Source organism: Erwinia aphidicola, from assembly GCF_014773485.1.
Classification (GTDB): Bacteria; Pseudomonadota; Gammaproteobacteria; order Enterobacterales; family Enterobacteriaceae; genus Erwinia; species Erwinia aphidicola.
Window position 1 is genome coordinate 78,276 of the sequence record NZ_JACXBP010000007.1, and the last position, 15,359, is coordinate 93,634.

Annotated in this window: 16 protein-coding genes and 1 pseudogene; 8 read left to right on the forward strand and 9 right to left on the reverse strand. The window is 59.1% G+C overall.

Annotation, left to right across the window (positions count from 1 at the left end; translation table 11 throughout):
* Positions 1-44 precede the first annotated feature (44 nt).
* The 3 genes from ID864_RS17150 to idnD are packed head-to-tail and all read left to right on the forward strand — an operon-like array spanning position 45 to position 3,748.
* Complete coding sequence (locus ID864_RS17150) at positions 45-1,331, forward strand: MFS transporter (RefSeq protein ID WP_133623608.1); 1,287 nt, start codon at positions 45-47, stop codon at positions 1,329-1,331.
* Between the two features lie 19 nt (positions 1,332-1,350).
* A complete protein-coding gene (locus ID864_RS17155) occupies positions 1,351-2,715 on the forward strand; it encodes an MFS transporter (protein ID WP_048918014.1) in 1,365 nt (454 codons plus the stop codon).
* On the forward strand, positions 2,702-3,748 hold the full coding sequence (gene idnD, locus ID864_RS17160) for an L-idonate 5-dehydrogenase (protein ID WP_048917996.1): 1,047 nt from the start codon (positions 2,702-2,704) through the stop codon (positions 3,746-3,748). The genes ID864_RS17155 and idnD overlap by 14 nt, the downstream gene beginning before the upstream one ends.
* 108 nt (positions 3,749-3,856) lie before the next feature.
* Here idnD and ID864_RS17165 read toward each other — a convergent pair whose 3' ends face one another.
* Complete coding sequence (locus ID864_RS17165) at positions 3,857-4,432, reverse strand: flavin reductase family protein (RefSeq protein ID WP_048917997.1); 576 nt, start codon at positions 4,430-4,432, stop codon at positions 3,857-3,859.
* Positions 4,433-4,498: 66 nt separating this feature from the next.
* Between ID864_RS17165 and ID864_RS17170 the strand changes: the two genes are divergently transcribed.
* Positions 4,499-4,675, forward strand: coding sequence for a hypothetical protein (locus ID864_RS17170; protein WP_180276732.1), 177 nt, complete (start codon positions 4,499-4,501; stop codon positions 4,673-4,675).
* On the opposite strand, the gene ID864_RS17175 is transcribed toward ID864_RS17170, so the two are convergent.
* Positions 4,672-5,310 (reverse strand): cysteine hydrolase family protein, encoded by a 639-nt coding sequence (locus ID864_RS17175; protein ID WP_191149444.1) that lies wholly within the window; start codon positions 5,308-5,310, stop codon positions 4,672-4,674. The genes ID864_RS17170 and ID864_RS17175 overlap by 4 nt on opposite strands.
* A gap of 65 nt (positions 5,311-5,375) precedes the next feature.
* Positions 5,376-6,074 carry a cysteine hydrolase family protein gene (locus ID864_RS17180; RefSeq protein ID WP_099753830.1) on the reverse strand — a complete coding sequence of 233 codons (699 nt, stop codon included), beginning with the start codon at positions 6,072-6,074 and terminating at the stop codon, positions 5,376-5,378.
* A 148-nt stretch (positions 6,075-6,222) separates the two neighbouring features.
* On the opposite strand from ID864_RS17180, the gene ID864_RS17185 reads away from it, so the two are divergent.
* Positions 6,223-7,179: a GlxA family transcriptional regulator gene (locus tag ID864_RS17185; protein ID WP_191149445.1), complete on the forward strand. Its 957-nt coding sequence runs from the start codon at positions 6,223-6,225 to the stop codon at positions 7,177-7,179.
* Positions 7,180-7,260: 81 nt separating this feature from the next.
* Here ID864_RS17185 and ID864_RS17190 read toward each other — a convergent pair.
* Positions 7,261-7,395 (reverse strand): annotated as a pseudogene (locus tag ID864_RS17190) (aldo/keto reductase); the annotation flags it as partial.
* Between the two features lie 188 nt (positions 7,396-7,583).
* Between ID864_RS17190 and ID864_RS17195 the strand changes: the two are divergent.
* A complete protein-coding gene (locus ID864_RS17195) occupies positions 7,584-7,982 on the forward strand; it encodes a (R)-mandelonitrile lyase (RefSeq protein WP_191149446.1) in 399 nt (132 codons plus the stop codon).
* 633 nt (positions 7,983-8,615) lie between these two features.
* Here the strand turns inward: ID864_RS17195 and yghX are convergent.
* From yghX to ID864_RS17215, 4 genes are all read right to left on the reverse strand, one after another.
* Positions 8,616-9,503, reverse strand: coding sequence for a YghX family hydrolase (gene yghX / locus ID864_RS17200; protein WP_191149447.1), 888 nt, complete (start codon positions 9,501-9,503; stop codon positions 8,616-8,618).
* Between the two features lie 120 nt (positions 9,504-9,623).
* A complete protein-coding gene (locus ID864_RS17205) occupies positions 9,624-10,568 on the reverse strand; it encodes an aliphatic sulfonate ABC transporter substrate-binding protein (protein WP_191149448.1) in 945 nt (314 codons plus the stop codon).
* A complete protein-coding gene (locus ID864_RS17210) occupies positions 10,565-11,428 on the reverse strand; it encodes an ABC transporter substrate-binding protein (protein WP_191149449.1) in 864 nt (287 codons plus the stop codon). The genes ID864_RS17205 and ID864_RS17210 overlap by 4 nt, the downstream gene beginning before the upstream one ends.
* Positions 11,428-12,573 carry an LLM class flavin-dependent oxidoreductase gene (locus ID864_RS17215; RefSeq protein WP_191149450.1) on the reverse strand — a complete coding sequence of 382 codons (1,146 nt, stop codon included), beginning with the start codon at positions 12,571-12,573 and terminating at the stop codon, positions 11,428-11,430. The genes ID864_RS17210 and ID864_RS17215 overlap by 1 nt, the downstream gene beginning before the upstream one ends.
* 275 nt (positions 12,574-12,848) lie before the next feature.
* Here ID864_RS17215 and ID864_RS17220 point away from each other — a divergent pair, with 275 nt between their 5' ends.
* Both ID864_RS17220 and ID864_RS17225 read left to right on the forward strand, forming a co-directional pair.
* Positions 12,849-13,463 carry a TetR/AcrR family transcriptional regulator gene (locus tag ID864_RS17220; RefSeq protein ID WP_048918005.1) on the forward strand — a complete coding sequence of 205 codons (615 nt, stop codon included), beginning with the start codon at positions 12,849-12,851 and terminating at the stop codon, positions 13,461-13,463.
* A gap of 28 nt (positions 13,464-13,491) precedes the next feature.
* Positions 13,492-13,788: a SelT/SelW/SelH family protein gene (locus ID864_RS17225; protein ID WP_048918006.1), complete on the forward strand. Its 297-nt coding sequence runs from the start codon at positions 13,492-13,494 to the stop codon at positions 13,786-13,788.
* Between the two features lie 145 nt (positions 13,789-13,933).
* Here ID864_RS17225 and ID864_RS17230 read toward each other — a convergent pair whose 3' ends face one another.
* A complete protein-coding gene (locus tag ID864_RS17230; RefSeq protein WP_048918007.1) occupies positions 13,934-15,226 on the reverse strand; it encodes an MFS transporter in 1,293 nt (430 codons plus the stop codon).
* Positions 15,227-15,359: the final 133 nt, after the last annotated feature.

A 15,359-nucleotide genomic window follows, 5' to 3' on the forward strand; every position in this document is an offset into this window, starting at 1 on the left:
AGAGCGCTAAGACTCTGCCCTTCCATGATACCGAGGTCAGCACCATGAATCAGACAATCGCGGCGGCACTGCCCGCCAGTCGCTGGGGGAAACTGATCCCCATCGCTTTCATTACCTACAGTCTCGCCTATCTTGACCGCGCCAATTATGGCTTTGGTGCCGCAGCGGGGCTGGCTGAAGATCTGAATATTACGCCCGCTATTTCGTCCCTTCTCGGCGCGCTGTTCTTTCTCGGCTACTTCTGCTTTCAGGTGCCCGGCGGGATTTATGCGGAAAAGCATTCGGCTAAGCGGCTAATTTTCTGGAGCCTGGTGCTGTGGGGCGCGCTGGCGGCGGCCACCGGAATGGTGCACAACGTGGTGCTGCTGGCCGCGATCCGCTTTCTGCTCGGCGTGGCCGAAAGCGTGGTGATGCCCGCCATGCTGATTTTCCTCAGCCACTGGTTTACCCGCGCTGAGCGTTCAAAAGCCAATACGTTCCTGTTCCTCGGTAACCCGATCACCGTGCTCTGGATGTCGATCCTTTCCGGTTATCTGGTCAATGCCTTCGGCTGGCGCGGCATGTTTATTATCGAAGGAGTTCCGGCAATTCTCTGGGCGGGGATCTGGTGGCTGGTGTATGCAGACCGCCCGCGCGACGCCAAATGGCTGAGCGAGGCGGAAAAACGGGCGATTGAGAGTGCGCTGGCTGCGGAGCAGCAGGCGATCAAACCGGTTAAAAACTACCGTGAAGCGTTTCGCTCACCGAAAGTGCTGGCGCTGGCATTTATCCACTTCTTCTGGAACATCGGCATGTACGGTTTCATTATGTGGCTGCCATCGATGCTGAAAAGTGCCTCGGGCATGGGGATTGTGGCGACAGGCTGGCTCTCCGCCGCGCCTTATCTGCTGGCGGTGCCGCTAATGCTGGCAGCTTCGTGGTTTTCTGATAAATACCAGCAGCGTAAGGCTATTGTCCTGTTGTTCCTTGGACTCGGCGCGATCTGCTTTATCGCCTCCTTCTCCATCGGGCCTGCTCACTTCTGGCTCTCGTGGGTGCTACTGGTGATTGCCGGTGGTGCAATGTATACCCCTTACGGCCCGTTCTTTGCGGCGATCCCTGAAATGATCCCACGTAACGTCGTGGCTGGGGCGATGTCGTTCGTGGTCTGTTTTGGCGCACTGGGATCCTTTATTGGTGCGTGGATCGTAGGCTATCTTAACGGCCTGACCGGCAGCCCCGACGCGTCCTACATCTTTATGGGCGGTTCGCTGGTGCTGGCGGTGCTGCTCGCCGCGCTGACCACCTTCAGCAGCCACTCCTCCACGGCGCAAGCCACTGTGGCCGGCTAAGGGGGCACTGATGACGACGATGAAACCCACGCGTTCACGCTTGACCATTCTGCTGATGCTGTTTGTGGTGACGGCCATCAATTATATGGACCGCGCCAATCTGTCGGTGGCGGGGTCGCATATTCAGGGCGAGTTTGCCCTGTCACCGACCCAGCTTGGCCTGCTGTTTTCAATGTTCACCTGGTTTTATGCCATGAGCCAGATCCCGGTCGGCTATATTCTGGACCGGGTGGGTTCGCGGGTGCTGTACGGCAGCGCCATCGTGCTGTGGAGTATCTTTACCTTTGTGATGGGCTTTGCCTCGCACCATCTGTTCGCTACCGCCAGCGCATCGTTCGCCATGCTGCTGGCCTGCCGCGCGCTGATTGGCGTGGCGGAGGCGCCCTCTTTCCCTTCCAACACCAAGATCATTGCCAGCTGGTTCCCGGACCACGAACGCGCGCGCGCCACCGCCTTTTACTCCAGCGCGCAATATATTGGCCTGGCGCTGCTGACGCCGCTGCTCTCCTGGATCGTGGCGGAATACGGCTGGGAGATGTCGTTTTATCTCTCCGGCGGGATTGGCATTGCGTTTGGCATTTACTGGCTGATCGCCTATCGCGACCCGCAGCACAGCAAAACGGTCAATCAGGCAGAGCTGGAGTATATTCGCGCCGGTGGCGGCTATGGTTCCAGTAATCAGAAAGGTAGCAGTGGCAAAGTGAACTGGGCCAGCGTCAAGCATATCCTGCGCCAGCGTACCGTGTGGGGGCTATTTATTGCCCAGTTCGCCGCTTCATCGACCCTCTATTTCTTCCTGACGTGGTTTATTGTCTATCTGGAAAAAGGGCTGGGGCTGTCGATTGCCAAAGCGGGGATCGGGGCGATGTTCCCCTACCTGATGGCGATGGCGGGCGTGCTGTGCGGCGGTACGTTGAGCGATATGCTGCTGAAAAAAGGGCATTCACGCACGTTTGCCCGCAAGCTACCGGTGATGAGCGGCCTGTTGGTCACCACCTCCATTGCGCTGGTCAACTTTTTCCAGCACAGCCCGACAATTGCCATCGCGATTCTGTCAGTCGCCTTCTTTGCCAATGCCTTTTCTAACCTCGGCTGGGTGGTGTGCAGCGATGTTATTCCACGCCATCTGATCGGCACCATCGGCGGCTTCCTGAATATCTTCGGCAACCTGTCCGGCATCATCAGCCCTATCGTGATTGGCGTGATCCTCGAACGCACCCATAACTTCCAGTATGCCATGTGGTATATCGCCGCCGTGGCGCTGGCGGGCTTCTTCGCCTATCTGCTGCTGGTTGGCAAAATAGAGGTGATAGCCCTGCCGGATGAAAAACCTGAAGCGGATGAACCATTAAAAAAACTGAGGGAAAACAATGCAGCACATTAAAGAAATCGTTGCCAGCGTGGTCAGCGGTGCGCATCAGGTCAGTAATGAAACGCGCAGCCTGACGTGGAGCGACAGCCAGGTGCTGGTGAAGGTCGAGCGCGGCGGGATCTGCGGCTCCGATCTGCATTACTATCAGCACGGCCGTGCCGGGATGTCGATACTAAAGCAGCCGCTTATACTGGGGCATGAATTTGTCGGCCGCATTGAACAAGCTCCGCCAGAAAGCGGCTTGCGGGCCGGTCAGCGCGTGGCGGTCAATCCTTCGCAACCCTGTAATCAGTGCGAGCTGTGCCTGAAGGGCAAACAGAACCTCTGCCGCACCATGAAGTTTATGGGCAGCGCGCAGTTCTTCCCTCATATCAACGGTGGGTTTGCCAGCTTTGTCGCGGTTAGCCCGGCGCAGTGCGTGCCATTCGCCGAGGATGTGGACAGCAAGATTATTGCCTTTGCCGAGCCGCTGGCAGTGGCGCTGCATGCCATTCACCAGGCGGGGGAAATTTTCGGCAAGAAGGTGCTGGTGACCGGTTCCGGTCCGATTGGCTGCCTGGTGATCGCGGCCGCCTTAGCGGGCGGGGCCGCTGAGATCGTCGCAACCGATATGAGTCCGCGCTGCCGCCAGCTGGCGCTGGAAATGGGGGCCACGCAGGCGATCGATCCCAGCGATGAGAGCCTCACCGCCCACTGGCTGGAAGACGGTGGCTATTTCGACCTGTGCTTTGAAGCCTCGGGGGCAGCAGCGGCTATCGCCTCCACCGTCGGTTTTACCCGCCCGGCAGGGCGCATTGTGCAGCTGGGGATGGGCGCGGCCGCGCTGGAATTCCCCCTTGGGCCTCTACTGGTTAAGGAGATTGTGCTGGCAGGATCCTTCCGCTTTATCAGCGAGTTCCAGCTGGCAGTGCGCTGGCTGGAGAGCGGACGGATAAACCCCCTGCCGCTGCTTTCCGCCGAGTTCCCACAGCAGGCTATCGTGGCGGCGCTGGAAATGGCCAGCGATAAGAGCCGTGCGGCCAAGGTGCAGGTCGTATTCGGCTAACGTTATGGCGAGGCATGCCTCGCCACTACGGGATTGCGGATGCAGGCGCAGCAGCAGGAGGTTGCCGTAGGGGTCAGGCCTGCCTGACCCGCAATTCCCCGCGCTGATTCAACCTTCCAGCACGTTCAACGACTCGCCCGTGGCATAGAACTGCCCGCCTGCCACGTAGTGCAGGCTGCGCAGTGCGGGGTCGGCCTGGTCAAAATGCCAGTGACCTTCGCTGAATACCCGGCTGTCGGCCCATGCGCCCACCACTTCAGCGATAAACAGATCATAAGTGTTCTGAATATGAGGTTCGGGGATTAGCCGGCAGGCCAGCCACGCGGAACAGCCGCGTACAAACGGCAGGTCGTAGCCGTCGAAGCTGAACAGCTCCACGCCGCAGTTGGCCAGCTTATCCGGTTCGTTAAACAGGCTGCGCGTGCCAACCGCATGGGTAAGATTGATCTGTGCGACGGTGGGAACCTGAATCACAAACAGCCCGCTCTCCTCTACCAGCTGCCGGGTTTTGGCGATTTTGTCGATCACTACCGTCAGCTTTGACGGCGAGAAATCCAGCCCGCAGGCCCAGGCCGCTGCCATCACATCTTCCGTGCCGCCTGCGCGCGCTGAAACAAGGATGGTCGGGCCGTGATTAATCAGGCGGTAGGCCTTTTCCAGTTCAACCGGGACAATATTGTTCATTGATTTCCACCCTGATGGATTTTTTGCATTACGATCATATCAAGGGTATCTCATCGGGGAATCATCATGCCACTGCTAATCCTGGTACTGCTCAGCGCGCTTCTGCCGCTGCGGGTCGCGACTGCCGACAGCAGCGGCTGCCAGCAACAGTGCTATATCGAAAACAGCCGCTGCGACCGTGACAGTCGCAGCGGCTGTAGCAGTACACTTCAGAGCTGTCTGCAGGCCTGCGCGCACCGTTAACGGCTGACGGGCAGATCAAGCACCTGCTGGGTGGTTTTGATCTCGGCGAATACGTCTGCGACGGCGGCCAGGGCAGCACGCTGCAGATCCTTGCTGTCGACAACGTTGTTATCCCAGGTCGCCAGGCTGCGCGTGGCGGTAGCATCTTGCGGGATAATGACCTCATAGCCCAGCGGCACGGCGTCACGCGCGGTAGATGAGACGCACATGTGGGTCATCAGGCCGCATACGATCAGCGTTTTAATTCCTTTCGCTTTCAGCTGCGCATCCAGATCGGTGCCGACGAACGAACTTGGGGTCGGTTTGGTAATCGTGATATCGCCCTCAACCGGCAGCAACTCCGGGTGAAACTCAGACAAAAAGTGGTCTTTAGCAAACAGTGGGCCGTCCGCCGGGCCTTCGTGGCGAACGAAAAATACCGGCATCGCGTGGGCATGGGCAAAATCAACCAGCTTGCGCGACTGCTTTAAGACTTTCATGCCGTCGGCGATCGGCATTTTGCCGTCAAAATATTCATTCTGGATATCGATAACGATCAGCGCAGTCTCGTTGGCCGTCAGTTGGTTAATAGCCGTGGCGCCGCTCATGGTGCGGATGCTGGGTGCCTGGCTTGCAGTAGCAGATAATGTGGTCATGTTATTTTCCTGTAAGCGTGTTCAATTAGTGGCCTGTCTGATTATAGACAGGCTCACAAATGGGATTAGTTAATTACCCGCATATCGAGAACCTGCTGGGTGGTTTTGATCTCGGCGAATACGTCCGCAACGCCTGCCAGCGCGGCACGCTGCAGATCCTTGCTGTCGACGACGCTATTATCCCAGGTCGCCAGGCTACGAGTGGCAGTTGCATCTTCCGGAATAATTACCTGATAGCCTAATGGCACAGCATCGCGGGCGGTGGAAGAGACACACATATGGGTCATCAGTCCGGTGACAATCAAATCTTTGATGCCCAGTTTTTTCAGCTGCGCATCAAGGTCGGTGCCAACAAATGAGCTGGGAGTGGCTTTGGTGATCACAATGTCACCTTTGCCCGGCTGCAGGTCTTTATGGAACTCTGCAAAGTGGCTGCCTTTGGCAAACAGCGGGCCGTCCGCCGGGCCTTCATGACGCACGAAGATCACCGGCATCCCTTTTTTATGCGCAAAATCGACCAGTTTGCGTGACTGCTTCAGAGCTTTCATGCCGTCGGGGATCGGCATTTTACCGTCAAAGTATTCATTCTGAATGTCGATAACCACCAGCGCGGTCTGTTTGGCAGTCAGCTGATTGATGGATGTCGCGCCGCTCATGGTACGGATAGTCGGAGCCTTGCTGGCGGTTACGGTGTCAGCGGCAACAGCAGCGCCGGAAGCCATCATGGCTAATACCAGGGCAGCGGAGGTGAATAATGTTTTCATGTTATTTCCTTTCTCTCATTTTCAGGTTAGTTTGCTTTTCACTCATCAAGTGATGGCGGCAAGTATCCTCCTGAAACGGCATGTTGAAGAGAGGCGCGGATACCCAAAAACGATCGTTTTGGGCCAGGTTGATTACAGGAGAAGGTTCATGGCGATTAACATAGGGATTGTGGTGTTTGACGACATCATTCCTTTCCATCTCTCCGTGCCCTGCGCGGTATTTGAGAAGGCGCTACAGCCGGATGGCAGCCCTGTTTTTCAGCTAACCGTGTGCGCCACCACGCCGGGCGTGCTGCGCACCAATGCTGGGTTTTCCATTGTTGCGGAGCGGGGATTAGACGCGCTGGATTCAGCGGATATTGTGGTGGTGCCCAGCTGGAGTAAACCGGACGAGCTCCCCCCTGAAGTCCTGCTGGCGGCGCTGCGCAAGGCACATCAGCGTGGAGCTACCGTCGTCGGGCTGTGCCTCGGGGCCTTTGTGCTGGCGGCAGCGGGCCTGCTGAATGGCCGTCGCGCCACCACGCACTGGCGCTGGATGGATGACTTTCTCAGCCGCTATCCGCAGGTCGATATTGACCGGGACGTACTCTATATCGATGAAGAGGATATTGTCACTTCGGCGGGCACCGCAGCCAGCATCGACTGCTGCCTGCACCTGGTGCGTAAACATTGTGGGGCGGATAGCGCTAACAGCGTGGCGCGCCTGCTGGTGGTCCCCCCTCACCGTCAGGGTGGGCAGGCGCAGTACGTTGAGCAGCCGGTGTATAACACCAAAGGCGGGGATAACTTTTTATCGTCACTCAGCTGGGCAACGGAGAACCTGCAGCAGCCATTAACGCTGGATATGCTGGCGGACCACGCCTGCATGAGCCGCCGCAGCTTTACCCGCCGTTTTCAGCAGACCAGCGGCACCAGCTTTAATGCCTGGCTGCTGAATCAGCGGCTGGCGGTAGCGCAGCGTTTTCTGGAAAAAACCGACCAGCCGATTGAGCTGGTGGCGCAGCACAGCGGATTTCCATCCGCCATTGCTCTGCGCCGCCATTTTAAAGCGCAGTTTAATACCTCCCCGGCCCGCTACCGCAGCGAGTTCCGCGGACGGGTTTAATTGCCGACGCGCTTCATCAGATCGGCGGGGTAACGATCTCCGGTGACTTCGATCTCAGCCAGGGCGCTGTTGATCGCCGCCAGATCGGCGGATGGTCTGTTCCCCGGCTTCGGACAGGCCAAAATGTTTTACTTTCCCTTCGGCGATCGGCTGCTTAACCGTACCGGCCACCTCTTCAATCGGCACGTTAGGGTCGATGCGGTGCTGATACAGCACACTATAGTGCTCAGGTGCATGCGCTTATCAGTTCAGCTCATTAATCATCGGGGACTGGCGCATAACATTCACCAGAGCACGCGCCATTAATGAGTTCAGCTCACCACTTCTATAAGCCAGACGCACTCAATCCCCCGTGTGCAATAGCCTATGATGAAGGGGTGTTCAACACTCAAGGAATCAAACTGATGATCGATATTACAAAAAAAGACAGCAAACCGGCCGTTGCCGGACCGGCAGACTATTTCACCGGGGCGGTTACCGTTGCTTCCCCGTTTGCCACCACTGAACCGGCGCGTCTGAGCGGCGCAACCGTGACCTTTACCCCGGGCGCACGCACCGCATGGCATACGCATCCACTGGGGCAGACGCTGCTGGTGACGGCGGGCCAGGGTTGGGTGCAGGAGTGGGGTAAAGAAGCACAGGCGATCTCTGCTGGCGACAACGTGTGGATCCGTCCCGGGGTAAAACACTGGCACGGCGCCAGCGCCGAAAGCGCGATGACCCATATCGCCATCGCCGAAGCCGAAGATGGCAAAGTGGTAGACTGGCTGGAGCATGTCAGCGACGAGCAGTATCAGGGCTAATATTTCACCCTGGCGGGCCAACCTAAAAAGAAGGTCGGCCCCTACGAGGAACAGTGGCCGAAGCTGGCGCAGGGGACGACCCGCATCAACACCCAGGGCCGACCGAAAAAGAGGGTCGGCCCCTACAGGAACGGTGGTCGAAGCTGGCGCAGGGGCCGACCCGCATCAACACCCAGGGCCGACCGGAAAAGAGGGTCGGCCCCCACAGGAACGGTGGTCGAAGCTGGCGCAGGGGTCGACCGCCCTTCTGGTCGACCCGCACCAACACCCAGGACCGACCGGAAAAGAGGGTCGGCCCCTACAGGAACGGTGGTCGAAGCTGGCGTAGGGGTCGACCGCCCTTCTGGTCGACCCGCACCAACACCCAGGACCGACCGGAAAAGAGGGTCGGCCCCTACAGGAACGGTGGTCGAAGCTGGCGTAGGGGTCGACCGCCCTTCTGGTCGACCCGCATCAACACCCAGGGCCGACCAAAAAAGAGGGTCGGCCCCCACAGGAACGGTGGCCGAAGCTGGCGTAGGGGTCGACCGCCCTTCTGGTCGACCCGCATCAACACCCAGGGCCGACCGAAAAAGAGGGTCGGCCCCTACAGGAACGGTGGTCGAAGCTGGCGCAGGGGTCGACCCGCAAACCTTAAACCAGGTACTTGTTAAACCACGCCAGGGTTCTTTCCCACGCCAGATCAGCGGCGGCTTTGTCATAACGCGGAGTTGAGTCGTTATGGAAGCCGTGGTTGACCCCTTTGTACACGTAGCCCTCGTAAATCTTGTGATGCTCTTTCAGCGCCGCTTCGTAAGGCGGCCAGCCTTCGGTGATGCGCGTATCCAGCTCGGCATAGTGCAGCAGCAGCGGCGCTTTAATCTTCGCCACGTCTTCCGTTTTAGGCTGACGGCCATAAAACGGCACGGCCGCCGCCAGCTCGGGATAGGCGACAGCTGCAGCATTGGCCACCCCGCCGCCGTAGCAGAAGCCGGTAATGCCCACTTTGCCGGTGCCGGGTTGATGCTGCATCAGAAATTCAATCGCGGCGAAAAAGTCGTTCATCAACTTAGTCGGGTCGATCTGCTGCTGCAGCTCGCGCCCCTTCTCGTCATTACCGGGATAGCCGCCGACCGAACTTAACCCGTCCGGGGCCAGCGCGATAAATCCGGCCTTGGCCACGCGGCGCGCCACATCTTCGATATACGGATTCAGGCCACGGTTTTCGTGCACCACCACCACGCCCGGCACCTTGCCACTGGCGTTGGCCGGGCGCACCAGGTAGCCTTTTACGCTGCCGTGCCCCTGCGGTGACGGATAGTGAATATATTCCGCGAGAATGTCAGGATCGGTGAACTTCACCTGCTGAGCATAAGCATAATTGGGCGTCAGCAATGTGCCGAGCGCGGCGGCCGACAGACCACCAACGACAAATTTCGCCGCGATATCAAGAAATTCGCGCTTGCTGATTTTGCCGTGGACGTAGAAATCGAAATACTCGAGTAGTTCAGGGGGGAAATCTTTTGCCGTCATACGTGTCATGCGCCAGGCTCCGTTCGGTTCAAAAGAAGCCTGAATAATGACCTGTAAATGCCGATTTTGTAAACACATTATGCACAGGCACGTAGGGGCGAGGCAGGCCTCGCCCCCATAACGGGCTCGCTATAATTCGACGGAATGCGCGTTGATATCCGGAATGGCTTTGATCAGTCCCTGCTGCAGATACCACTCGGCAACGTGCTGAATATGCTGGCGCTGCGCTGCGCCGACCGGGGAGAGCGGCACGGTATTCACTGTGCCCAGCTGGTCGCCCAGCCCGTCCCCGAGGCGCCCCATCTGCTGCGCCCAGATTTTCCCGGCCTCATGCGGGTGCTGCTTCGCCCAGGCATTCTGCTGCTTCATCACCTCCCAGAATATCTTCACCACTTCCGGGTGCTGCTGATAAAACGAGGTGGTGACAAAATAGCCCACCGCATTTTCCGAGCCAAGCTGTTTGCCGTTGGTCAGCAGGCGGCCATCGTAGCTCTGGCGCGCCAGCGACAGAAACGGGTCCCATACGGCCCACGCATCAACATGGCCGCCGACAAAGGCGCTGCCGCTGTCGGTCGGCGTCAGGTACTCTTTCTGCACGTCGCTCTCTTTCATCCCGGCGCTTTGCAGCGCGCGCGACAGCAGATACTGCCCGGTGCCGCCCTTATTCACCGCCACCTTTTTCCCGCGCAGGTCGGCCAGCGTTTTCAGCGGCGACTCTTTACGGACCACAATGCCTTCGCCATCGGGCGACATCGCCTGATAGCCGAAGAACACCAGCGGCAGCCCGGCAGAGATGGCGGTGACGAACGCGGTTGAGCTGCCGGTGGTGATATCGATCGACCCGGCGTTCATCGCTTCATAGGCGGGCGCGGCTGAGGAGAACGTCCCCGACCACTGCAATTTAACGTTATGCGCGGCCAGCGCCTTTTCCAGGCTGCCGTTTTCCCGCGCCAGCGCCAGGTCGGTCGGCGCACGTAAAAAGCCAATCCGCAGCGTGACAGGGTCGGCAGCCTGAGCCGCCAGCGTGATGCCTAACGCCGCGGCAACCAGCACGCGCAGCACTCCGTTCTTCATGCCTGTACTCCGTATTCTGCCGCAACGCCAATCGTCAACGGCTGGGTGATAAATTCGGCGGCCAGCAGATCGTCGGCCTGCTGCTGCTGCTCCGCCAGCAGGGCTGGTGCAACGCGCTGAATGCCCCATGGGCGGGCGCGAAGGGTTGCCAGCCAGTGGCTTTCGCTCAGCGCCCCCGGCAGATGCTGATGCAGCAGTCTGGCCGCCTGCAGGCTGTTTTCAGCAATCCAGCGGTCATTATCGCTGAGCACTTCCAGCAGCTGCGTTGCCTGCTGCGCATGCTGGCTGAGCCAGCTGGCGCGGCACCAGAACAGCGAACGATTGCGGATCACCTCGCCGACCTGAGCGAGACAGCGCACCTTTTTAGCATCCCGGGCGGCAGTTAGCCAGGGATCGATAGCGGCCCACAGGTCCACCCGCCCTTCGCGCAGCGCACGCGCGGCATCGCTGCCGTTAAGGTCCACCAGCGTGACGTCACCCAGCGTCAGCTGCTGCCGGAGCAGCAGGCGGGCGAGAAAATGGTCGGTAAACGAGCCTTTCATACAGGCAATGCGCGCGCCGCGCAGGTCGCGTACGCTTTGCCTGGCGCCCTCCTTCATCGCCAACAGCGCACAGTTGGCGGCACGATCGGGAGAGGCGGCGAGATAGGCCACATCCAGACCGTTACCCTGGGCGTAGATCGGCGGGGTTGAGCCGGTCCCCGCCACGTCCAGCCGCAGGTCGGTCAGCATCGCCGCGCTGTCGCCGCCGTGCAGATAGTCCACCCAGCGCACGCCGCTTATCGCCGCTTCCAGCACGCCGCGCTGGCGCAGAATAAACAGCGAGAGGTTATTGGGATGGCTGCCGATACGTAAGCTCATCAGCGCTCCTCCGTCTGGCTAATCGGGCGGTCCCACAGATTGCTCCAGGTAAAGGTATTGGCCGCCTCGTCCGCCGCTGCCGTGACCGCATTGTCGTCCAGCTGCAGGCGCGGCAGCACCAGCTCGCTGAAGCGCTCGGCCTTCTCCAGCAGCGGGAAGCCGGAGAGAATAAACACCTCGACGCCAGCCTGCTGATAAGCTTTCAGCGTGCGTTCCACCGTTTGCGGGCTGCCGACAATCGCCGTGCCCGGCCCCGGACGCACCAGACCGATGCCCGCCCACAGCCCGGGATAGATCTCCAGCTCGCGCGGGTCGTCGGGGCGGGCGTCATTGTGCAGCGCGCTCATACGTGCCTGGCCGACGGAGTCCGACCCCGCCGCCAGCGCCCGGCGGGCAGCGATCGCCTGCTCATCCATCGACTGATACAGCTCGTCTACCGCCTGCCATGCGGCCTCGTCGCTGTCGCGCACGATGACATACAGGCGAATGCCAAAGCGTAGCGTGCGCTGGTAAGCTGCCGCCCGCTGCTTCACCGCCGCGATTTTCTCTGCAGCCTGCGGCGGGGTTTCTCCCCAGGAGAGATAGGTATCAATATGCTTAGCCGCGACGTCCTGCGCCGCTTCAGATGAGCCGCCAAACCACAGTGCCGGAGGCGGATAGCCGCCGTTGCCCAACGCCAGCTTCGCCTTGTCGATATCAAGATGGTCGCCATGGAAATCCACCGACTGCCCGGCCAGCAGCGGTTTCAGCACGGTAAGAAACTCATCGCTCAGGGCATAACGCTGGTCGTGTTCCAGGTGCATACCGTAGGCGCCAAGGGTATTTTTATCACCGCTCACCACGTTCAGCAGCACCCTCCCTTTCGAGAACTGGTTAAAGGTGACCGCCATTTTCGCCAGCAGCGTCGGGGAGATCAGCCCTGGCTGGATGGCAATCAGAAACTTCATGCGCTCGGTGGCAGAGATCAGCGATGCACCGATAATCCACGGATCGTGCGCCCCCGTCGCCAGCAGCGCACCGTGAAAACCCAGACGGTCAATACCGCGCGCCACCCGCTGGAACCAGGCATAATCGATGTTATAGCTGCCGGCGGCGTTCCACGGCTGAGGGCCATCAGGGGCGGTGAGATACCAGTAAATTTCCATTGCGGCTAACCTTTGCTGTGTCAGAGTTAAACCACAGCAATATCAAAGCCGTATCGTAAGGACAAAGAAGAAATCGGGGAAAGGTGTGCAGGAATGAGCATTTGGAAAACTGGCGGCTCTGTGGCCGCCTTGTCTTTCAGGCGCGGGTTAATCATCATCACACTTCTAAAATGTACCGTACCGTACCGTACCGTACCGTACGGTTTGCTTGTGCCCTGGCAGGATTTTTTTGTCAATAAAATGTACACTCGGGTTTATTTTTCGCGGGAGGTGCGATGAAAGTCAAAACGGAAGCCCGCCGTGAGGCGATTGTGGAAGCTGCCGCTCAGCTGTTCCAGGAGATGGGGTATGAACGCGCCTCAATGAATGAGCTGGCGAAGCGGCTGGGTGGCTCGAAAACCACGCTGTATAACTATTTCCCCTCGAAAGAGGAGCTGTTTAGCGCGGTGATCCGCACCTATGCGACGCAGCACCTGACCGACGCCGCCTGTGCGCTGGATACCTCCGTCAGCAAAGGCCTGTCGCTGACCGAGAAGCTGCAGCTGTTCGGTGAGCAGATGCTGCAGGTGATGACCACCAACAACACCGCGCTGGCGGTATACCGCATGGTGGTGGCTGAAGCCGGTCATTCGGAGATGGGGATGCTGTTTTATGAATCAGGGCCGCGTGAGAGCATCGAACGGCTTGCGCGACTGTTCTCCAGCGCGATGGACAGCGGCGTGCTGCGCATGGGCGACCCGCAGATCCGTGCGCTGCAGTTCCTCGCCCTGCTGACTGCAGAAATTGAGATCCGCATTTACCAGCGCAACGCGCCGCCGCTGAGCGTGAAGCGGGTCAGCGAGATGACCGCCTGCGCGGTAAGAATGTTTATGGCTGGCGCAGGAAAGTAGTGCCGCCCCTATTGTGAGGAGATGAATAATGAAGACTCTGCCTGCTGTCACTATCACCTACTGCTCCCAGTGCAACTGGATGCTGCGCGCCAGCTGGATGGCGCAGGAGCTGCTGCACACCTTTAGCACCGACCTTGGCTCGGTTACGCTGATACCCGGCACCGGAGGTGTTTACCAGATTGCCATCCACGACCAGATAATCTGGGACCGCAAAACTGATAACGGTTTTCCCGATGCCGCCGAGATCAAACGCCGCCTGCGCGCCGTCTGCTTCCCCGAGCGTGACCTTGGCCATATTGACCAGCACGTGAAACCGGCCGAATAACACCACAGCGGGTCAGGCATGCCTGACCCCTACCTGAACCCGGATGCTGCTACCGTGGGGGGCGGGCACGCCCGACCCGTTGTTTTCCGTGATGCTGCAACCGTAGGGGTCGGGCACGCCCGCCCCGTAGTTTACCGTATCGCAATTAACCGACGCGCTTCACGTCACCGACCAGCAGGATGTAGGAGAGCGCACCAATCAGCGCCACCACCGAGATATAGATCAGCGCCGGGGAGAAGCCATAATCCTGCGCCAGATAGCCCACCACCAGCGGCACGGTGATGCCACCCAGCCCGCCAATAAAGTTGAATACCCCACCGGTTAAACCAATCAGACGCACCGGCGCCAGCGAAGAGACCAGCGACCAGGTGATTGAAGCAAAGCCGTTGCCGAAGAACGCCACCGCCATCAGTACCATGATCCACACCGGATCGTTGGTGTAGTTGGCGCCCATAATGCAGGTGGAGATCAGCAGCCCGCAGATGATCGGCGTTTTACGCGCAAAGCCCAGCGAGCGGCCGCTGCGCACCAGACGGTCGGCGACAATGCCGGAGAGGATCACCCCGAAAAAGGCAGCGAGGAACGGCACGGTCGTCATAAAGCCAGCGGTAAGTGCCGCAATATGTTTCTCCTGGGTCAAATAGTTAGGGAACCAGGTGAGGAAAAACCACAGCGTCGAGGTCACGGCAAACTGCCCGAGGTAAACGCCGCACAGCTTGCGGTGGAACACCAGCTTCCAGTCAGCCGCCGTCATTTTAACGCGGTTTTTCTTCTCTGAGGGGGCATCGCCGTCGATCATCGCCCCGCCGTCGCGAATGTACTCCAGCTCGGCCTGGTTGATACCCTGGCTTTTGCGCGGAGCCTGGTAGACTTTGATCCAGACAAATGACCAGATAATGCCGATGCCGCCGGTAATGATAAACACCCAGTGCCAGCTCAGTATCTCCTGGATCCAGATCAGCAGCGGCGTCAGAAATGCCAGGCCGACAAACTGCCCGGAAGTGTAAAAACCCACGGCCGAAGCACGCTCCTGCTCCGGGAACCAGCTGGTCACCAGGCGATTATTGGTCGGGAACGCCGGCGCTTCAAAGATACCGGTAATCGCGCGCAGGCCAATCAACGACATTAATCCGCTGGCAAAGCCTTGCAGCAGCGTCGCCACCGACCAGCCGAAGATGGCGATGAAATAGGTCAGGCGCGAACCGACGCGGTCAAGGAACCAGCCGCCGGGGATCTGGCACAGGGTATACAGCCATGCAAAGGCCGAGAAGACGTAGCCCATCTGCGCTTTGCTGATGCCAAACTCTTCCTGAATATGTGCCGAGGCCACCGCCAGGTTGGCGCGGTCGACATAGCAAATCACCACGGTAATAAAAATCATCAGCAGGGTTAAATAGCGCCGACGCGTAGGCCTGGTATTAACGTCAGAGATGTCCATAATAGGGCTCCGTAGGGTTTCAGGGCGAGATTTACCCGCCCGGTGAGAGGTTTATCTTTCTAATAATTTGATAAAAAAATTGCCATATAAATAGAACGGTACACTTTGCCACTAATATCGTTAATGGCTGTGC

What these genes read in the sequence shown, in the direction of transcription:
- ID864_RS17165 (WP_048917997.1), bottom strand. Translation starts at nt 4,432, where the DNA reads ATGAACAATATTGTCCCGGTTGAACTGGAAAAGGCCTACCGCCTGATT.
- ID864_RS17195 (WP_191149446.1), top strand. Translation starts at nt 7,584, where the DNA reads ATGATCGATATTACAAAAAAAGACAGCAAACCGGCCGTTGCCGGACCG.
- ID864_RS17230 (WP_048918007.1), bottom strand. Translation starts at nt 15,226, where the DNA reads ATGGACATCTCTGACGTTAATACCAGGCCTACGCGTCGGCGCTATTTA.
- ID864_RS17225 (WP_048918006.1), top strand. Translation starts at nt 13,492, where the DNA reads ATGAAGACTCTGCCTGCTGTCACTATCACCTACTGCTCCCAGTGCAAC.
- ID864_RS17205 (WP_191149448.1), bottom strand. Translation starts at nt 10,568, where the DNA reads ATGAAGAACGGAGTGCTGCGCGTGCTGGTTGCCGCGGCGTTAGGCATC.
- ID864_RS17210 (WP_191149449.1), bottom strand. Translation starts at nt 11,428, where the DNA reads ATGAGCTTACGTATCGGCAGCCATCCCAATAACCTCTCGCTGTTTATT.
- ID864_RS17155 (WP_048918014.1), top strand. Translation starts at nt 1,351, where the DNA reads ATGAAACCCACGCGTTCACGCTTGACCATTCTGCTGATGCTGTTTGTG.
- ID864_RS17185 (WP_191149445.1), top strand. Translation starts at nt 6,223, where the DNA reads ATGGCGATTAACATAGGGATTGTGGTGTTTGACGACATCATTCCTTTC.
- ID864_RS17215 (WP_191149450.1), bottom strand. Translation starts at nt 12,573, where the DNA reads ATGGAAATTTACTGGTATCTCACCGCCCCTGATGGCCCTCAGCCGTGG.
- idnD (WP_048917996.1), top strand. Translation starts at nt 2,702, where the DNA reads ATGCAGCACATTAAAGAAATCGTTGCCAGCGTGGTCAGCGGTGCGCAT.
- ID864_RS17180 (WP_099753830.1), bottom strand. Translation starts at nt 6,074, where the DNA reads ATGAAAACATTATTCACCTCCGCTGCCCTGGTATTAGCCATGATGGCT.
- ID864_RS17170 (WP_180276732.1), top strand. Translation starts at nt 4,499, where the DNA reads ATGCCACTGCTAATCCTGGTACTGCTCAGCGCGCTTCTGCCGCTGCGG.
- ID864_RS17220 (WP_048918005.1), top strand. Translation starts at nt 12,849, where the DNA reads ATGAAAGTCAAAACGGAAGCCCGCCGTGAGGCGATTGTGGAAGCTGCC.
- yghX (WP_191149447.1), bottom strand. Translation starts at nt 9,503, where the DNA reads ATGACACGTATGACGGCAAAAGATTTCCCCCCTGAACTACTCGAGTAT.
- ID864_RS17150 (WP_133623608.1), top strand. Translation starts at nt 45, where the DNA reads ATGAATCAGACAATCGCGGCGGCACTGCCCGCCAGTCGCTGGGGGAAA.
- ID864_RS17175 (WP_191149444.1), bottom strand. Translation starts at nt 5,310, where the DNA reads ATGACCACATTATCTGCTACTGCAAGCCAGGCACCCAGCATCCGCACC.